The sequence below is a fragment of the Rhodococcus ruber genome (genome assembly GCF_016804345.1).
GTDB lineage: Bacteria > Actinomycetota > Actinomycetes > Mycobacteriales > Mycobacteriaceae > Rhodococcus > Rhodococcus ruber.
Window position 1 is genome coordinate 4,354,791 of sequence record NZ_CP044211.1, and the last position, 14,972, is coordinate 4,369,762.

Genomic DNA, 14,972 nt, shown 5'->3' on the forward strand with positions numbered 1-14,972 from the left:
GGTCGGTGCAGGCCGGTCAGTCCTGCGGCGCGAGCACGTTCGGGTTCATGAACTTGGTGGCGATCCGGTCGGGACCGAGTTCGGTGCCCCACGTCTCGGGTGCGGTGGCGACGAGGTACTCGTCGTTGCATTCGAACTCGCCGGAGGACTGCGGGAACGCCTGCGTGTACGCGTCGCCCTTCAGCGAGACCATCAGGCCGCACTTGGCGGGCATGTTGGCGCCGGGATCGGTGACGGCGTGCAGACCGCCGCCGTCCCACTCGTGGATCTGCGAGAGCTCGTCGATCATGCACTGCCGGGTCAGGTCCGACCCGCACTCCTTCGCCGCGGTGGCCCACAGCAGGAACGACGAGGTGGCCTGCATGCCCAGCAACGCGGTCTTGCCGCCCTGCTCCTCGACGAGGTCGACGTACTGCTGGACGGCCGGCACCTTGTCGGCGTTCTCGAGCATCTGGAAGCCCATGCCCGCGTACAGGTTGTCGAGCAGACCCCCGGCGTTGGCCTCCTTGACGGTCTCGCCGTACCAGGTGGCCTCACCCATCAGGACGGGATCGATGCCGACCTGTCCGAGTGCCTTGAAGAAGTTCAGTTCGTTCGGCACCGGCGACCGGGAGGTCCACAGGCCTTCGACGCCGCACTCCTTGAACTTCTCGGCGAACGGGACGTAGCTGGCCTCGCCGTCGTAGTTGATGGTGACGCCGCAGTTCTTCAGCTCGAACCCCGCGGCCTCGGCGATCGAGCGCACCTTCGTCAGGGACGTGACGATCGTCGGCATCGTGCTGCCGACGAGGTCGAACTTGTCCTTCAGGTCCGGTCGCAGCTGTGCCAGCTGGAACCAGGCCGAGCCGTTGGCGAAGTCCACGGGGAACGGCACGCCCTGGTAGGTCATCGGGCCGTTGGCCGCTTCCGGGGACACGGTGAACCCGGGCACCGCCGCGAGGTTGCAGGCCACGCGGGTCTGCTCGGCGGTCTGGTCCATCGCGAAGCCGTGGCCGACCATCATGAACTCGGAGCGGCACGCATCCTGCATGACCGAGTTGGCCTGGGTCATCGCGGCGTCGTAGTCGGTGCCGACGATGGTGCGCCCGTTGATGCCGCCCTGGGCGTTGCACCAGTCGATCATCGCGGAGACGGCGTCGGACATCTCCTTGTTCAGGCCGGGGCTCTTGGCGTAGCCGCGGTCGTCGCCGTAGCCGATCCTGATCTCGGTGTCGGTCACGCCCTGGTCGGTGGCACCCGTGGCGTCGCCTTCGCCGCACGGCGAGTCCAGGGTGCCGAACTTGTCCACCGTGAGGGTGTCGGCCGCGGCGGCTCCGGTGCCGCCGGTGCCGGCCCCGCCCGACGGATCGGCGCCGCGTTCGCCGGCACAGGCCGAGAGCAACGCGACAGAGGCCGTGAGCGCCAGCACGGTCCTGGCGAGTGTGTGCTTGTTCAAGGTCGGGTGTCTCCTTCGTCACAGCAACCCCTGTCCGGCGGTCGGCGCGGGAGGGGTGGTGCGGCGAAAGCTAGCCAGGGCCGCGGAGGCCGCGACGTGGGATTCCCGGTCAGTGAGACCTGCGGTGAAGTCGGTCACACACCGATCGGTGAGTGAATCTCCGCACAGCGGGGAACCGCCGCGGGCACCCTGCCACCGGCGGAACCGTCGAGGTGTCGGTGTTCACCGACCCGTCGCTGTACTTTTACCCACCGGCTACCTCACAATCGGCAGATGTGACCGCAGAGCTTGTCGTCCTCCTGGTGGTGGTAGTCACTGCCCTCGCATTCGACTTCACCAACGGCTTCCACGACACCGGGAACGCGATGGCGACATCGATCGCCACCGGCGCCCTGAAACCGAAGGTCGCGGTCGCCCTCTCCGCCTCGCTGAACCTGGTCGGCGCGTTCCTGTCGGTCGAGGTCGCCGCGACGGTCGCCAAGGGCGTCGTGAACCTGGACAGCACCGGCGGCGAGGCCCTGCTGCTCATCGTGTTCGCCGGTCTCGTCGGCGGCATCCTCTGGAACCTCGCGACGTGGCTGTTCGGCCTGCCGTCGAGCTCGTCGCACGCGCTGTTCGGCGGCCTCATCGGCGCGGCCCTGGCGTCGCTCGGAATCGGCGGCGTGGTGTGGGACGGAGTGATCGGCAAGGTGATCATTCCGGCGCTGCTGGCGCCGGTGGTCGCGGCCCTCGTCGCCACGGTGGGCACCTGGTCCGTGCACCGCATCACCCGCGCGGTGCCCGACGAGACGCGCGGTCACGGCTTCCGCATCGGCCAGATCGGCTCGGCCTCGCTGGTCTCGCTCGCGCACGGCACCAACGATGCGCAGAAGACGATGGGCGTGATCTTCCTGGCGCTCGTCGCGCACGGCAGCATCACCGCCGACGCGGAGATGCCGTTCTGGGTGAAGTTCTCCTGCGCCGTCGCGATCGCCCTGGGCACGTACCTCGGCGGCTGGCGCATCATCCGCACGCTCGGCAAGGGGCTGGTGGAGATCGCACCCCCGCAGGGCATGGCGGCCGAGTCGTCGTCGGCCGCGATCATCCTCACCTCGAGCCACTTCGGCCTGCCCCTGTCGACCACCCACGTGGCGACCGGGTCGATCCTGGGGTCCGGTCTGGGCACCCGCTCGGCGAACGTGCGCTGGGGCGTCGCGGGCCGCATGGCCGTCGCCTGGCTGATCACCCTGCCGTCGGCGGCTCTCGTCGGCGCGTTGTGCTGGGGGCTGGCCCATCTGATCGGTGGCCTGCCGGGTGTGGTGGTGGTGTTCGCGGTGCTGTGCGCGCTGTCGCTGCTGATGTACGTGCGCTCGCGCCGGCAGCCGATCGACGCCTCAAACGTCACCGCGGAGTGGGACGGCAAGCTCGCTCCCGCGCAGACCCCGGCCCCGGCCCCGGCGCCCGAGGACGTGCCGGCCGCACCGACCACTCCCACGGAGGGACGCCCGTGACCCTGTTGACGAACACCCTGAGCTCGCTGTGGCAGGTCGTCCTCGTCGGCCTCTTCTTCGGGGCGGGCCTGCCGGCGGTCTTCGCGCTCGGCATGCGCTCGCTCGTGGCGGGTCGCGCAGGTGAGCAGGCCCGGCCGAACCCGCTCGGCATCGCCGGTGCCGTCGTCTGCTTCGCCGTCGTGCTGATCGCGATCGTCGCGGGGATACTGTTGCTGGCCTCGGATTTCCTGTCGAGCACCTTCGGCCTCGACCTCTTCTGAGCCACCGCCCCGCCGTCCGTCCCACGAAAGAACGACATTGTCCAAGTACTCGCTCCGTTCGGTCCTCGACTGGCTGCGTGCCGGCTACCCGGAAGGCATCCCGGCCAAGGATCACTTCGCGCTGCTCGCCGTGCTGCGCCGGCGTCTGACGGACGAGGAGATCGCCGAAGTGTGCGAGATGTCGATCGCCACGGCCCACGAGCATCCCGAGCGCCACGTCGACTACGACACGCTCAAGCAGATCATCGCCGGCGTGCTCCACGAGGAACCGTCGGAGGAGGACCTCGAACGAGTCGCCGGGCACCTCGCCGCGGGGGGCTGGCCGGTGGTCGCCGAGGACGGGACCGTGGTGACCGGCGACGACGGGACGGACTGAGGAGGTGCCCCCGTGACGCTTCCGCCGTTCCTCACCTCCATCATCGAATGGCTGCGTGCCGGTTATCCGGAGGGCGTGCCGGAACAGGACTACGTGCCGCTGTTCGCGCTGCTCAGCCGGCGGCTGTCGGAGGACGAGGTCGACCAGGTCGCGCACGCCCTCGTCGACGACGGGGACCTGCCCATCTCGAAGACGGACATCGCCGTGCTGATCACGAAGATCACCAACGAGATGCCGCTCGAACAGGACATCGATCGGGTGCGCCGGCACCTCGAGACCGGAGGATGGCCCCTCACCGGCCCCGCCACATGAACCTCGAGGTGCTGCCAGTCCCCTCCGGCGACGCCGTGCAGGCGGTCCTGCCCGCACTCCGGCGCATGCTCGACGGCGACGGACCGGCCCTGCTCCCGGTGCCGGCCGCCGACGACCGGGAGATCCGGCGACTGACCGGGGCCCTGCGCCCGGGCGAACCCGTCGACGACGGCATCGGTCTCGTCGTCGCCACCTCGGGCACCACGGGCACCCCGAAGGGCGCCCAGTTGACCGCCGCAGCGCTGCGGGCCAGCGGGGACGCCACGCACGAGCGTCTCGGCGGGCCCGGCTCGTGGCTGCTGGCGCTGCCCGCCCACCACATCGCCGGCATGCAGGTGCTGCTGCGGGGCCTGCTGGCGGGAACCAGGCCCGTGGTGATCGACGTCGCCGGCGGCTTCGATCCGGTCCGGTTGCCCGCGGCGATCGCCGCGATGCCCGCAGGACGGCGCTACACGTCGCTGGTGCCCACCCAGCTGATCAAGGCCCTCGATCACCCGGCCGCCGTCGCGGCTCTCGCCGAGCTGGATGCGATCCTGCTGGGCGGTGCCGCCACGCCCGCTCCGGCCCTGCGCCGGGCGCGGGACGCCGGGATCACCGTGGTCCGCACCTACGGGATGAGCGAGACGTGCGGCGGGTGCGTGTACGACGGCGTCCCGCTGGCCGGGACCACGGTCCGGGTCGACGCGCAGTCCCGGGTGTGGCTCGGCGGGGTCACCCTTGCCCGCGGCTACCGTGGTCTGCCCGATCATCCGGCGTTCGCGGAGCCCGGCTGGTTCCGCACGGACGACGCGGGCGAACTCGCCGACGGGATCCTGCGCATCCTGGGGCGCCTGGACGAGGCCGTCTCCACGGGCGGCCTCACCGTCGTGCCGCAGGTCGTCGAGGCCGTCCTGCTCGAGCACCCCGCGGTCCGCGAGTGCGCCGTGATCGGCCTGCCCGATCCGCGGCTCGGCCAGCGGGTGGCGGTCGTCGTCGTCCCGGAGGCCGGCGCCTCCCCCACCCTCGACGAACTGCGAGCCTGGACGAGCGCCTCGCTGGACGTCACCGCGGCCCCGCGGGCGCTGTACGTCGTCCCCGCCCTGCCGTTGCGCGGCCCCGGCAAGGTGGACCGGCGGGCGCTGGTCGCCCGGTTCTCGTAGGTCGACCCGTCACGGCCGAGCGGGCGGATCGGTCATCTCCCTCGGTCGTCTCCTCGGCCCGGCGGGATGCCCTATTCGCTCGATGGCAGGATCGACGCATGGCAACCGCTGGTCAATGGCTCGAAGGCGCCCGTCCGCGCACACTTCCCAACGCGATCGCCCCGGTCGTCGCCGGTACCGGCGCCGCAGCCGCGCTCGACGGCGCGGTGTGGTGGAAGGCGCTGCTGGCGTTGGTGGTCGCGCTCGCGCTGATCGTCGGGGTCAACTTCGCCAACGACTACTCCGACGGCATCCGCGGGACCGACGACGACCGCGTCGGTCCGCTGCGGCTGGTGGGTTCGGGCGCGGCGGCGCCGGCCGCGGTCAAGCGGGCCGCGTTCGCGTGCTTCGGAGTGGGCGCGATCGCCGGGATCGCGCTGGCGCTCACGAGCGCCTGGTGGCTGCTCCTGGTCGGTGCGGTGTGCATCGCCGGCGCCTGGTACTACACCGGCGGCCGCAGTCCCTACGGCTACAGCGGGTTCGGCGAGGTCGCGGTGTTCGTGTTCTTCGGGCTGGTCGCCGTGTCGGGCACGCAGTTCGTGCAGGCCGGCCGGATCGACTGGGTCGGGCTGGCGTGCGCGGTGGCAGTGGGTTCGTTCTCGAGCGCGGTGCTGGTGGCCAACAACCTGCGCGACATCCCCACCGACACCGTCTCGGGCAAGCGCACGCTCGCGGTGCGGTTGGGCGACCCGCGGACCCGGACGCTGCACCTGATCCTGCTGGCCGTGCCGTTCGTGGCGTCGCTGGCCCTGGTGGCGCGCACGCCGTGGGCGCTGGCGGGCCTGCTCGCGCTGCCGTTCGCGGTGCGTGCCCACGCACCGGTGCGATCCGGTGGTCTCGGTATGCACCTGATCCCGGCGCTGCGGGACTCGGGCGTGGCGATGCTGGCCTGGGCCGTCGCGACCGCGGCGGCGCTGTTCGTCGCCTGAGCGGTCGCGCCCGCAAACCTCACTTCCGGTCGGGCACCAGCAGGCCGAGCGCCCAGTTGACGATCGAGATGATCAGGGCGCCCCAGAACGCGGTCCAGAAGCCCTCGACGGTCAGACCGTAGTCGGTGAACTCGCTCAGCCATGCGGTGAGCAGGAGCATCAGCGCGTTCACGACGAGGGTGAACAGACCCAGCGTCAGGATGAGCAGCGGTAGCGACAGCAACTGCACGAGCGGCTTGACGAATGCGTTGACGACGGTGAAGACGAGCGCGATCACCAGCAGGGCGATGATCTCGTCGGTGGCGCCGGTGCCGGATCCCGTGAAGTCGATGCCGGAGACCCACTGGGCCGCCAGCCAGATGGCGACGGCGTTGAGGACCAGCCGGACCAGGAAGTTGATCATGCCGACACTGTTCCACATCCGGCCCCCGGGGACGCCGTCGCGAATCCCGGACGGTCAGGCCGCCCGGCCCCGGTAGTCACGCAGACGGTCGCGCAGGACCCTGCGGGGGACGTGTGACTCGACCAGCGTGCGGGCACGATCGTCGTCGGAGCGCAGGATTCCGAGCAGCAGGTGCTCGCAGCCGATGACGCGGTCCCGCCGCGCGAGAGCTTCCCGCAGGGCGAGTTGCAGGGACTTCTTCGCGGCAGGATGGAACGGCAGATGCCGCGCGAACGGTCCCCGCCGGCCGCCGCCTGGTCCCCGATCGAGGACGCCCTCGCCGAAGCTCTCCTCGAGCCTCGCCCGGACGGAATCGAGGTCGATGCCGATGGCGCCGAGCGCGGCGGCGTCCTCGTCGCCGAGCATCCCGGCGTCCCGGACCAGTTCGCTGCGCACGGTCCCGGCGGTGAGACCCAGGTCGGCGAGCAGGTCACGGAGCGTCGTGTCCGCGGTGCCGAGGACGCCGAGCAGCAGGTGGGCCAGCTCGATCCGTCGGGCGTCCAGCTCCCGGGCCTCTTCCTGCGCGGTGACGACGGCGGCTCGCGCGCCGGCGGTGAATCGTTCGAACACGGCGGATCACCCACGCTTCCGGTTGTACTTCTGGTGGACGGCCTGCCTGCTCACCTCGAGCGCATCGGCGATCGCCTGCCACGACCAGCCCTGCCGGCGGGCGTTGTCGACCTGGATCGCCTCGAGCCGCTCGAGCAACCGTCGCAGGGCGCGCACCGCCCGCAGCCCCTCCGCGGGATCGGGGCTTCCGGCGGCGGCGGCGAGCGTGGTGGCCTCGGTCATGCCGTCAATTTACGTTGACAACCGGCGAACGTCAAGACAAGTTGACAGGACGGGTCCGGCCACCCGATCAGTACCGCGCGACGGCAGCGTCCACGGCACGCTGTAGTTCGTCCTGCACCAGGCGCGTGACGTCACGGACCCTGCCGTCGAGGTCGGTGACCGGGCCGGTGAGGAACACACTCGCCGGACGCGACGGGTCCTTGTCCGGCCCGTATCCGATCCCGACGCACACCAGGGCGGGCTGCGCCCCCAGGTCGCGCGCCCGGCGGACGATGTGGCCGATGCCGGTCCCGAGCGGCTGCAACCGCGTGGGGTCGCCCTCGTTGCAGGTGCCCTCCGGGAAGATCGCGACACTGTCGCCGCGATGCAGCCGGGCGGCGGAGACGTCCATCATCCGGCGTCCGGCGTCGGAGACCGCCCGCAGGCCGTGGTTCTTGGCCCGGAAGACCGGGATCCCACCCATCATGTCGACCTTGCGGCGTCGTGACTCGTCGGCGAACAGCTCGTCCTTCGCCAGCACCCGCGTCCTGCCGATCACCGGGCGCAGCGGCGAGCGCCACGCCGTCGCGGCGAGGACGTACTGATCGCTGTGGGTGAGATGGTTGGCGACGATCAGCAGGGGCGTCCCGCCCCGCACGAGTTCGCGGAGACGATCGCGGACGTCCCCTGCGCAGCACACCCGGGGGCGATACCGAGCGGCGAGCAGGGCGTAGGCCGCCCGGGCGACGGGCCGGCTCTGCCGGTGCCCGAGGTAGAAGTCGTACACGGCTTCGTAGTTGTCCAGGGACACGGCGGGGCGCTCCATGTCCTCACGATACCGAACCTACGCACCCGTAGGCTACGGACTCGTAGGGTCCGGGGCGGCGAGGCTCAGGCCGCCCATCTGCCGGTGGCCGCGAACTTCTCGAGCGTCGCGGTCGGGCCGGCGAGGTCCAGACCCTCCCCGGCCACCCACTCGTCGTCGAAATAGGTACCCGCGTAGCGTTCCCCGCCGTCGCACAGGAGGGTGACGACGCTGCCGTGCCGGCCGTCGGCGATCATCGCCGCGATCAGGCCGAACGCACCCCAGAGATTGGTCCCGGTCGAGCCCCCGACGCGGCGGCCCAGCGCTTCGCTCGCGTGACGCATCGCGGCGATCGAGGCGGCGTCCGGCACCCGGATCATCCGATCCACCACCTGCCCGACGAACGACGGCTCCACGCGGGGCCGTCCGATGCCCTCGATCCGCGACGGCATGCCCGTCGTGTAGTCCGCCGATCCCGTCTCGTACCCGCCGTAGAACGCGGAGTTCTCGGGATCGACGACGGCCAGCCGGGTACGGTGCCGGCGGTACCGGATGTACCGGCCGACGGTGGCGCTGGTGCCGCCGGTGCCGGCGCCGACGACGATCCACTCCGGGATCGGATGTTCCTCGAGCTGCAGCTGGGTGAAGATCGATTCGGCGATGTTGTTGTTGCCGCGCCAGTCGGTGGCTCGTTCCGCGTGCGTGAACTGGTCCATGTAGTGACCGCCCAGCTCGGCGGCGAGCCGGCGCGCCTCGGCATAGATCTCCGGCGGCCGGTCGACGAAGTGGCACTGCCCACCCTGCGCCTCGATGAGCGCAACCTTGGCCGGACTGGTGCTCCGCGGCATGACCGCGACGAAGTCGAGGCCGAGCAGCTTCGCGAAGTACGCCTCGCTGACGGCGGTCGAGCCGGACGACGCCTCGATGATCGGGGTGTCCGCACGCACCCAGCCGTTGCAGATGGCGTAGAGGAACAGCGATCGCGCGAGCCGGTGCTTCAAGCTGCCGGTGATGTGCGTGGACTCGTCCTTGAGGTACAGCTGCACGCCCCACTCGGGAGGCAGCGGATAGCGCAGGAGATGCGTGTCGGCGCTGCGCTGGGAGTCGGCCTCGATCAGCTGGACGGCACGATCCACCCACTCCCGCGACGCACTGCGGTCGACGACGCCTTCGCTCACCTAACGATCCTCGCCACGCAGCCGGGACTGGAGGTCGGCCCGGTCGGCGCGTCGGCGCGCGTCGACGGATGCGATGCCCGCGTTCACCCGGCGGCGCAGCGGCGCGAACACGACGAGCGAGAGCGGCAGCGCGATCAGCACCGCGAAGAGCGCGGCGACCAGCAACGGGATCTCCACCCCGAACAGGCGGGGAAGGTAGAGGATCACCACGGCGAGCACGAGGACGAGGCCCAGCCGGGCCAGCGAGTAGAGGGCGACGTCCCGGGCCAGGGTGCCTCTGTCGGTGCCGGCGTTGCCGGGCCGGCCGGGATTTCCGGGCTGGTCAGGACGGTTCTGCGATGCTTCACTCACCCGTCCAGGGTAACCGCCGCGCGCCGCGGCCCATCTGGTCGACCGTCCGTTTTGTCTATTACTTCCGCTTTACCAACCGTAGACCGTTCGAGCAACCAGGGTATTCGGTGTCAACATGGCCACGACGATCCGAACGAGACGAAACACCCGGAAGGACCATCGATGAGCGCACCCGCATTCAACGGCGCGAAGGAATCACTGCTGACCCCCGGCCAGGTCGCGGCGCTGTTCCACGTGGACCCGAAGACGGTCACCCGCTGGGCCCACGCCGGCCGGCTCGGCTCGCTGCGAACCCCGGGCGGGCACCGCCGCTTCCGGGAGTCCGAGGTGCTGGCGCTGCTGCGCTCCCTCACCACCGAAGCCACCCGCTGACCCGGGCCCACGCCGCATCGGGGACCCGGGGCGCACCGGCACCCTCGTCACAACGAATAGACTGAAGGAGCAGGCCCGGCCGGCCGCGGAAACGCCGGCGGACTGCTCGCGGCGAGGAGGTGCGTGGTGCTCTACCTGTTGGCCATAGTCGGTGCCCTCACGATTGCGGTGCTGCTGTGGAAGGCGTTCGGTCCCGGACTTCGCTCCCAGCCCACCCGCGTGATCGGCCCCGACGACGACCCGGACTTCCTCTGGAAGGTCGACCGGGAGTTCCGTCGCAGGTCCACCGACGGCACCCCCGGCCCCGATCAGGACCCCGGAGACTGACCTCGGGCCGCGGCGCCCGCTCCGTCGCTGCGCTCGCGCCGGAGTGATCCCTCGCTGCGCTCGCAGGGGTCATCCCCCGTCGCTGCGCTCGCCCAGGGTCATCCCCCGTCGCTGCGCTCGCCCAGGGTCATCCCCCGTCGCTGCGCTCGCCCAGGGTCATGCCCCGTCGCTGCGCTCGCCCAGGTTCATGCCCCGTCGCTGCGCTCGCCGAGGCCGCCTCGGCGCGGAAAGTCGGCGGCGACCCCCGCCGCCAGTTCCAGCAGCGCCCGCCGGGTGCGTGGCTGCAGCCGGGCCAGGTCGACCTCCGCGCCCTCCTCGAGGTGCGGATCGAACGGCAGCACGTGGACGGCGCGGCAGCGCCGCGCGAAGTGCTCGACCAACCGGTCCACGTCCACCTTGCCGGACCGGGGCCGCACGGCGTTGACCACAGCCACGGAACGGGCCACGAGGGCCCGGTAGCCGTGGGCGTCGAGCCAGTCCAGCGTCGCCGAGGCGCTGCGCGCACCGTCCACCGAGCCGGAACTGACCACTACCAGTGTGTCCGCGTTCTCGAGGATCGCCCGCATCGCCGAGTGCATCAGTCCGGTGCCGCAGTCGGTGAGCACGATCGTGTGGAAACGTTCGAGGATTGCCAGCGTCCGCTCGTAGTCCCGCGCGCTGAACGCCTCCGAGACGGCCGGATCGCTGTCCGAGGCCAGCACCTCGAGCCGATGCCGATTCTGTGCCGTGTGGGCCCGGACATCGCCGTAGCGGCGGATGCTCGCCTCGTCGCGCAGCAGCGTGCGCACCGTCCCCGAGGTCCGGTCGGCGACCTTCTGGCTGAGCGTCCCCCGGTCGGGGTTGGCATCCACCGCGATCACCCGGTCGCCTCGCAGGGACGCGAACGTGGATCCGAGCGTGACCGTGGTGGTGGTCTTTCCCACCCCGCCCTTCAAGCTCAGCAGTGCGATCCGGTAGCAGCCCCGGAGCGGTCCGCGCACCTGCTCTGTCAACTCACGCCGCTGCCGGTCCCGCCGGCCGTCGCCCGGATCGATGCGCCCGCCGGTGCCGCGGTACACGGCCCGGCGCCACCCCCGCGCGGGCGCCGACTGTACCCGGTTCACGAGCAGCGACGCGTCCAGATCCCGCGCCGACGGCTGTGCTGTCCCTGCCCGCTCGCCCTCCTGCGGCACCACGCTGTCGTCCCCCGTCCCCGGTCCCCCACGGCCCGGCCGACGCGGACGATAACAGATCAGTTCAGGCCGGCGTACGAATGCAGACCGGAGACCACCATGTTGATGATGAAGAGGTTGAACAGCATGGCGACGAACCCGGCGACGTTGATCCACGCCGCACGGGTGTTGCGCCAGCCCGACGTCGCGCGGGCGTGCAGGTACGCCGCGTACATCACCCAGGTGATGAAGGAGACGGTCTCCTTGGGATCCCAGCCCCAGAACCGGCCCCACGCGGCCTCGGCCCAGATCGCGCCCAGGATGATGCCGGCACCGAACAGCGGGAACCCGATGATGGTGGTGCGGTAGGCGAGACGGTCCAGGGTCTGCGCGTCGGGCAGGCGTTCGGCGATCCGGCCGAACACGCCGCGGCCCTCCTCGCCCTTCGGGAACCGGATGCGCAGCAGGAACAGCAGGCTGGCGACGCCGGAGACCAGGAAGATGCCGCTGCCGACGCTGATGATGGTCACGTGGATGGGCAGCCAGAACGACTGCAGGGCGGGCACGACGGGGGCGGCGTCGGCGTACAGCACGGTCGCCGCGAGGAACATCAGGATCAGCACCGGCACGAGCAGGTAGACCCACATGATCCGGTAGGCCGGCTTGCGCAGCACCACCAGCCCGAACAGCACCGCCGCGGCGCACGCCATGGCCACGAACTCGTACATGTTGCCGAGTGGGAAGCGCTCGGTGGACAGCCCGCGCAGCACGATCGACGTCACCTGCAGGGCAGCCACCACGACGACGAGCGCGCGCCCCATGTTGCCGAGACGCTCGGACAGCGTCCGGCCCCCCACCTCCTCGACCCGGCCCGGCCCGGCCGGCACCGGCGGCGGCTCGGCCGCCGCGCCCACGGCGACGAGTTTGCGCTCGCGCTCGGCGACGAGGTCGGCCCGGTGCGACGCGTACTCGGCGATCAGCAGCACCAGCGCGAGCACCAGTACCGCGAACGCCGATTCGAACGCCCAGTCGCTGTACTGCGCGAGGGTCTCGTTGAGGGTCATGCCTTCTTCTCCTGTGCTGCCTTCGCACGTGCGGTCGTGTCGTCGCCGAGCAGTCGGCCGGTCAGACGCTCGAACTCGTCACCCCATCCGGCCTGGTCGGTCCGGGCGAGACCACCGAGTTCTACTACGGTACGTCGTTCCCCGTCGGCCACTGTACCGGCCGGGTAGACCCGCACCCAGACGCGGCGACGTTTGATCAGCAGCGACACCAGCAGCCCCGCCATCATCGTGACGGCCGACACCAGCACCCACGTCTGCGCCGGGTCGTGGGAGACCTGCAGGTTCACGAAGTCGGTCGCGCCGTCGAACCGGATCTGCGTCCCGTCGGCGAGTGTCACGCTCTCTCCCGCATACAGGTTCACGCGGTCCTGCTTGACGAGCCGGCCCTGGTTGATCAGCTCGCCGTTGAGGGAGAACAGCGACTGCGGAGTGCCGGTGTCCAGGCCCGTGTCGCCCTTGTAGATGTCGATCGCGACGGCGGGATCGGTCAGCGCCGGGTAGCCGGAGGACAACAGGTTGCCGTGGAACACCGCGGTGGGCGCGAACAGCCCCTCGATCGCGATCTGGTTGCGCCGCCGCTCGTCGGCATCCGGGTACATTCCGCCCGGCGGGTCGAACCGCATCGCACCACTGCTGAGGAAGGTGGTCGCGTCGTCCGGTCGCCACTGCAGCGTCTCGGTGCGGGTCTCGCCGTCGGGCCATGTCACCGTGAAGGACGGCGCGAAACCGTGGCCCTGCAGGTAGACGCGGTCGCTGCCGACCCGCAGCGGGTGGTTGACCTTCAGCTGGGCCTCGCGCCAGGTGTTCGTCGCCAGGTCGGCGCCCGCCTGATAGTCGATGTTCGAGGTGAACATCTCCGCCTGGCCGTTGTCGAGATAGTCCGCGGAGAAGTCCTTCACGCGGATGCACATCGGAGTCAGGCCCGTGCCGTCGAGGGTGTTGCCCGCGCGGAAGGAGTCGAACGCCGCCGGCGAGCTGGTGCAGAACTCCTCACCGTCGGCGACCAGGATGCGCTGGCCCTCGTAGCCGAACAGCTTGCCCACCGCGACCGCGGCGAGCAGCCCCACCAGCGCGAGGTGGAACAGCAGGTTGCCGGCTTCGCGCAGGTATCCCTTCTCCGCGGAGAGGGTGAGTTCCCCGTCGCGCGCGCCCCGGCGGGCGGCCGTCTCGCCACGCTCGGCGACGCGCCAGCCCCGCAGCTGGCCCCGCACCCGGGCGAGCACCTCGTCCGGGGCGCCGTCGACCGTGGTCTCGAGATGGTGCGGCAGTCGCGACAGGTTGCGCGGCGCCGGCACGGGCCGGGTGCGCAGCGCCCGGTAGTACTCGGTGCAGCGCGGCAGGATGCAGCCGATCAGGGAGACGAACAGCAGCACGTAGATCGCGGTGAACCAGAAGCTGCCGAACACGTCGAACAGCTCCAGCCGGTCCATCAGCGGACCGAGGGTCGGACGCGCGGCGATGTACTCGTCGACCTTGCCGGCGTTGAGGCTGCGCTGCGGCAGCAGGGCGCCGGGGATCGCGGCCAGCGCGAGCAGGAACAGCAGCACCAGCGCGGTGCGCATCGACGTCAGGCCGCGCCAGGTGTTGCGGACGAACGCCGCGGCGCGACCGGCCGGGCCCTGCCGCGGCGGGGTCGGTGACGGTGGGGCGGTGGGTGTGTCGGTGGCCGTCATATGGGGAGCGTGACCTCGGAAATGAAGGCGTCCCGGATCCAGGAGACGAACACGTCCCAGGCGCCGGTGACGAGGGCGATTCCGACGGCCACGAGCATGAAGCCGCCGACGAGCTGGACGGTGCGGGCGTGGGCGCGCAACCAGCCCACCCCGCGCAGGGCCCGGGCGGAGCCCAGCGCGAGTACGACGAAAGGCAACCCGAGACCGAGGCAGTACGCCACGATGAGCGCGACGCCCCGGGCGGCGGTGGCGCCCTCGGTGCCGGCGGCCAGGGAGATCACCCCGGCAAGGGTGGGACCGAGGCACGGCGTCCAGCCGAGGGCGAAGACGCCGCCGAGCAGCGGCGCGCCGGCCAGGCCGGAGATCCGCCGGGGTTCGGGGCGGGTGTCGCGCTGCAGCGCCGGGATCAGGCCGACGAAAACCAGGCCCATCACGATGGTGACCACCCCGCCGATCCGCATCAGCAGCTCGCGGTTGACGGCGAGCGCGGAGATCGCCCCGAACACCGACGCGGTGGCGAGGACGAACACCACCGTGAATCCGGCGACGAACAGCGCGGCTGCTCCGGCGACGCGCAGCCGTCCGTCGGCGCGGACGGTGGTGGTGCGTCCACGCGCCTCGGCGGCGGTGACCGCCGGCGCCTCGGCGCCCACGACCCCGGCCAGATAGGACAGGTAGCCGGGCACCAGCGGCACCACGCAGGGCGACGCGAAGGACACGAGCCCGGCCAGCAGGCACGCTCCGAGGGCCAGCAGCAGCGGGCCGGACGAGGCGACCGACTGGAAGGTGTCCCCGATGCCCGCGGCGAGGACGGCTTCGCTCACGAGCGGATTGCTGCTCACGACTGCACCACCCATG

18 protein-coding genes and 1 pseudogene are annotated in these 14,972 nt (G+C 71.1%); 8 read left to right on the forward strand and 11 right to left on the reverse strand.

Annotation, left to right across the window (positions count from 1 at the left end; translation table 11 throughout):
• Window positions 1-16: 16 nt before the first annotated feature.
• Complete coding sequence (locus F1734_RS19920; protein WP_040271946.1) at window positions 17-1,435, reverse strand: ABC transporter substrate-binding protein; 1,419 nt, start codon at window positions 1,433-1,435, stop codon at window positions 17-19.
• Window positions 1,436-1,710: 275 nt separating this feature from the next.
• Between F1734_RS19920 and F1734_RS19925 the strand changes: the two genes are divergently transcribed.
• The 6 genes from F1734_RS19925 to F1734_RS19950 all read left to right on the forward strand — a co-directional run bounded on the left by F1734_RS19925 (window position 1,711) and on the right by F1734_RS19950 (window position 5,980).
• Window positions 1,711-2,925 (forward strand): inorganic phosphate transporter, encoded by a 1,215-nt coding sequence (locus F1734_RS19925; RefSeq protein ID WP_010592046.1) that lies wholly within the window; start codon window positions 1,711-1,713, stop codon window positions 2,923-2,925.
• On the forward strand, window positions 2,922-3,185 hold the full coding sequence (locus F1734_RS19930; protein WP_017680030.1) for a hypothetical protein: 264 nt from the start codon (window positions 2,922-2,924) through the stop codon (window positions 3,183-3,185). Before F1734_RS19925 ends, F1734_RS19930 begins: the two co-directional genes overlap by 4 nt.
• 37 nt (window positions 3,186-3,222) lie before the next feature.
• Window positions 3,223-3,561 carry a DUF3349 domain-containing protein gene (locus F1734_RS19935; protein WP_010592048.1) on the forward strand — a complete coding sequence of 113 codons (339 nt, stop codon included), beginning with the start codon at window positions 3,223-3,225 and terminating at the stop codon, window positions 3,559-3,561.
• Window positions 3,562-3,573: 12 nt separating this feature from the next.
• Window positions 3,574-3,873 (forward strand): DUF3349 domain-containing protein, encoded by a 300-nt coding sequence (locus tag F1734_RS19940; protein ID WP_010592049.1) that lies wholly within the window; start codon window positions 3,574-3,576, stop codon window positions 3,871-3,873.
• Complete coding sequence (menE, locus tag F1734_RS19945; RefSeq protein WP_010592050.1) at window positions 3,870-5,012, forward strand: o-succinylbenzoate--CoA ligase; 1,143 nt, start codon at window positions 3,870-3,872, stop codon at window positions 5,010-5,012. Before F1734_RS19940 ends, menE begins: the two co-directional genes overlap by 4 nt.
• Window positions 5,013-5,110: 98 nt before the next feature.
• Entirely contained in the window at window positions 5,111-5,980 is an 870-nt protein-coding gene (locus F1734_RS19950; protein ID WP_010592051.1) for a 1,4-dihydroxy-2-naphthoate polyprenyltransferase, read from the forward strand.
• 19 nt (window positions 5,981-5,999) lie between these two features.
• Here the strand turns inward: F1734_RS19950 and F1734_RS19955 are convergent, their stop codons facing one another.
• The 6 genes from F1734_RS19955 to F1734_RS19980 form a co-directional block, all read right to left on the reverse strand.
• Window positions 6,000-6,383 carry a phage holin family protein gene (locus F1734_RS19955; RefSeq protein WP_010592052.1) on the reverse strand — a complete coding sequence of 128 codons (384 nt, stop codon included), beginning with the start codon at window positions 6,381-6,383 and terminating at the stop codon, window positions 6,000-6,002.
• Between the two features lie 54 nt (window positions 6,384-6,437).
• Entirely contained in the window at window positions 6,438-6,992 is a 555-nt protein-coding gene (locus tag F1734_RS19960) for a Clp protease N-terminal domain-containing protein (RefSeq protein WP_203010956.1), read from the reverse strand.
• 6 nt (window positions 6,993-6,998) lie between these two features.
• The gene (locus tag F1734_RS19965) at window positions 6,999-7,214 is read right to left on the reverse strand and encodes a hypothetical protein (protein ID WP_003937583.1); all 216 of its coding nucleotides are present in this window, start codon (window positions 7,212-7,214) and stop codon (window positions 6,999-7,001) included.
• A 67-nt stretch (window positions 7,215-7,281) separates the two neighbouring features.
• A complete protein-coding gene (locus tag F1734_RS19970; RefSeq protein WP_010592054.1) occupies window positions 7,282-8,019 on the reverse strand; it encodes a lysophospholipid acyltransferase family protein in 738 nt (245 codons plus the stop codon).
• Window positions 8,020-8,084: 65 nt separating this feature from the next.
• Window positions 8,085-9,176 carry an L-cysteine desulfhydrase Cds1 gene (cds1, locus tag F1734_RS19975; protein WP_017680034.1) on the reverse strand — a complete coding sequence of 364 codons (1,092 nt, stop codon included), beginning with the start codon at window positions 9,174-9,176 and terminating at the stop codon, window positions 8,085-8,087.
• The gene (locus tag F1734_RS19980; RefSeq protein WP_172603578.1) at window positions 9,177-9,446 is read right to left on the reverse strand and encodes a DUF4229 domain-containing protein; all 270 of its coding nucleotides are present in this window, start codon (window positions 9,444-9,446) and stop codon (window positions 9,177-9,179) included.
• Window positions 9,447-9,689: 243 nt separating this feature from the next.
• Here F1734_RS19980 and F1734_RS19985 point away from each other — a divergent pair, with 243 nt between their 5' ends.
• A complete protein-coding gene (locus F1734_RS19985; protein ID WP_006935908.1) occupies window positions 9,690-9,899 on the forward strand; it encodes a BldC family transcriptional regulator in 210 nt (69 codons plus the stop codon).
• Window positions 9,900-10,025: 126 nt separating this feature from the next.
• On the forward strand, window positions 10,026-10,226 hold the full coding sequence (locus tag F1734_RS19990) for a hypothetical protein (RefSeq protein WP_010592058.1): 201 nt from the start codon (window positions 10,026-10,028) through the stop codon (window positions 10,224-10,226).
• A gap of 185 nt (window positions 10,227-10,411) precedes the next feature.
• Here F1734_RS19990 and F1734_RS19995 read toward each other — a convergent pair.
• The 4 genes and pseudogenes from F1734_RS19995 to F1734_RS20010 all read right to left on the reverse strand — a co-directional run.
• Window positions 10,412-11,422, reverse strand: a pseudogene (locus tag F1734_RS19995) (MinD/ParA family ATP-binding protein); the annotation flags it as partial.
• Window positions 11,423-11,457: 35 nt separating this feature from the next.
• Window positions 11,458-12,441, reverse strand: a complete 984-nt coding sequence (gene ccsB, locus F1734_RS20000; protein ID WP_010592060.1) for a c-type cytochrome biogenesis protein CcsB — start codon at window positions 12,439-12,441, stop codon at window positions 11,458-11,460.
• Window positions 12,438-14,114 (reverse strand): cytochrome c biogenesis protein ResB, encoded by a 1,677-nt coding sequence (gene resB, locus F1734_RS20005; RefSeq protein ID WP_040271941.1) that lies wholly within the window; start codon window positions 14,112-14,114, stop codon window positions 12,438-12,440. The genes ccsB and resB overlap by 4 nt, the downstream gene beginning before the upstream one ends.
• Window positions 14,111-14,971 (reverse strand): cytochrome c biogenesis CcdA family protein, encoded by an 861-nt coding sequence (locus tag F1734_RS20010; protein WP_010592062.1) that lies wholly within the window; start codon window positions 14,969-14,971, stop codon window positions 14,111-14,113. The genes resB and F1734_RS20010 overlap by 4 nt, the downstream gene beginning before the upstream one ends.
• Window position 14,972 lies beyond the last annotated feature (1 nt).

What these genes read in the sequence shown, in the direction of transcription:
- menE (WP_010592050.1), top strand. Translation starts at nt 3,870, where the DNA reads ATGAACCTCGAGGTGCTGCCAGTCCCCTCCGGCGACGCCGTGCAGGCG.
- F1734_RS19950 (WP_010592051.1), top strand. Translation starts at nt 5,111, where the DNA reads ATGGCAACCGCTGGTCAATGGCTCGAAGGCGCCCGTCCGCGCACACTT.
- F1734_RS19955 (WP_010592052.1), bottom strand. Translation starts at nt 6,383, where the DNA reads ATGATCAACTTCCTGGTCCGGCTGGTCCTCAACGCCGTCGCCATCTGG.
- F1734_RS19965 (WP_003937583.1), bottom strand. Translation starts at nt 7,214, where the DNA reads ATGACCGAGGCCACCACGCTCGCCGCCGCCGCCGGAAGCCCCGATCCC.
- F1734_RS19970 (WP_010592054.1), bottom strand. Translation starts at nt 8,019, where the DNA reads ATGGAGCGCCCCGCCGTGTCCCTGGACAACTACGAAGCCGTGTACGAC.
- F1734_RS19985 (WP_006935908.1), top strand. Translation starts at nt 9,690, where the DNA reads ATGAGCGCACCCGCATTCAACGGCGCGAAGGAATCACTGCTGACCCCC.
- ccsB (WP_010592060.1), bottom strand. Translation starts at nt 12,441, where the DNA reads ATGACCCTCAACGAGACCCTCGCGCAGTACAGCGACTGGGCGTTCGAA.
- resB (WP_040271941.1), bottom strand. Translation starts at nt 14,114, where the DNA reads ATGACGGCCACCGACACACCCACCGCCCCACCGTCACCGACCCCGCCG.
- F1734_RS20010 (WP_010592062.1), bottom strand. Translation starts at nt 14,971, where the DNA reads ATGGGTGGTGCAGTCGTGAGCAGCAATCCGCTCGTGAGCGAAGCCGTC.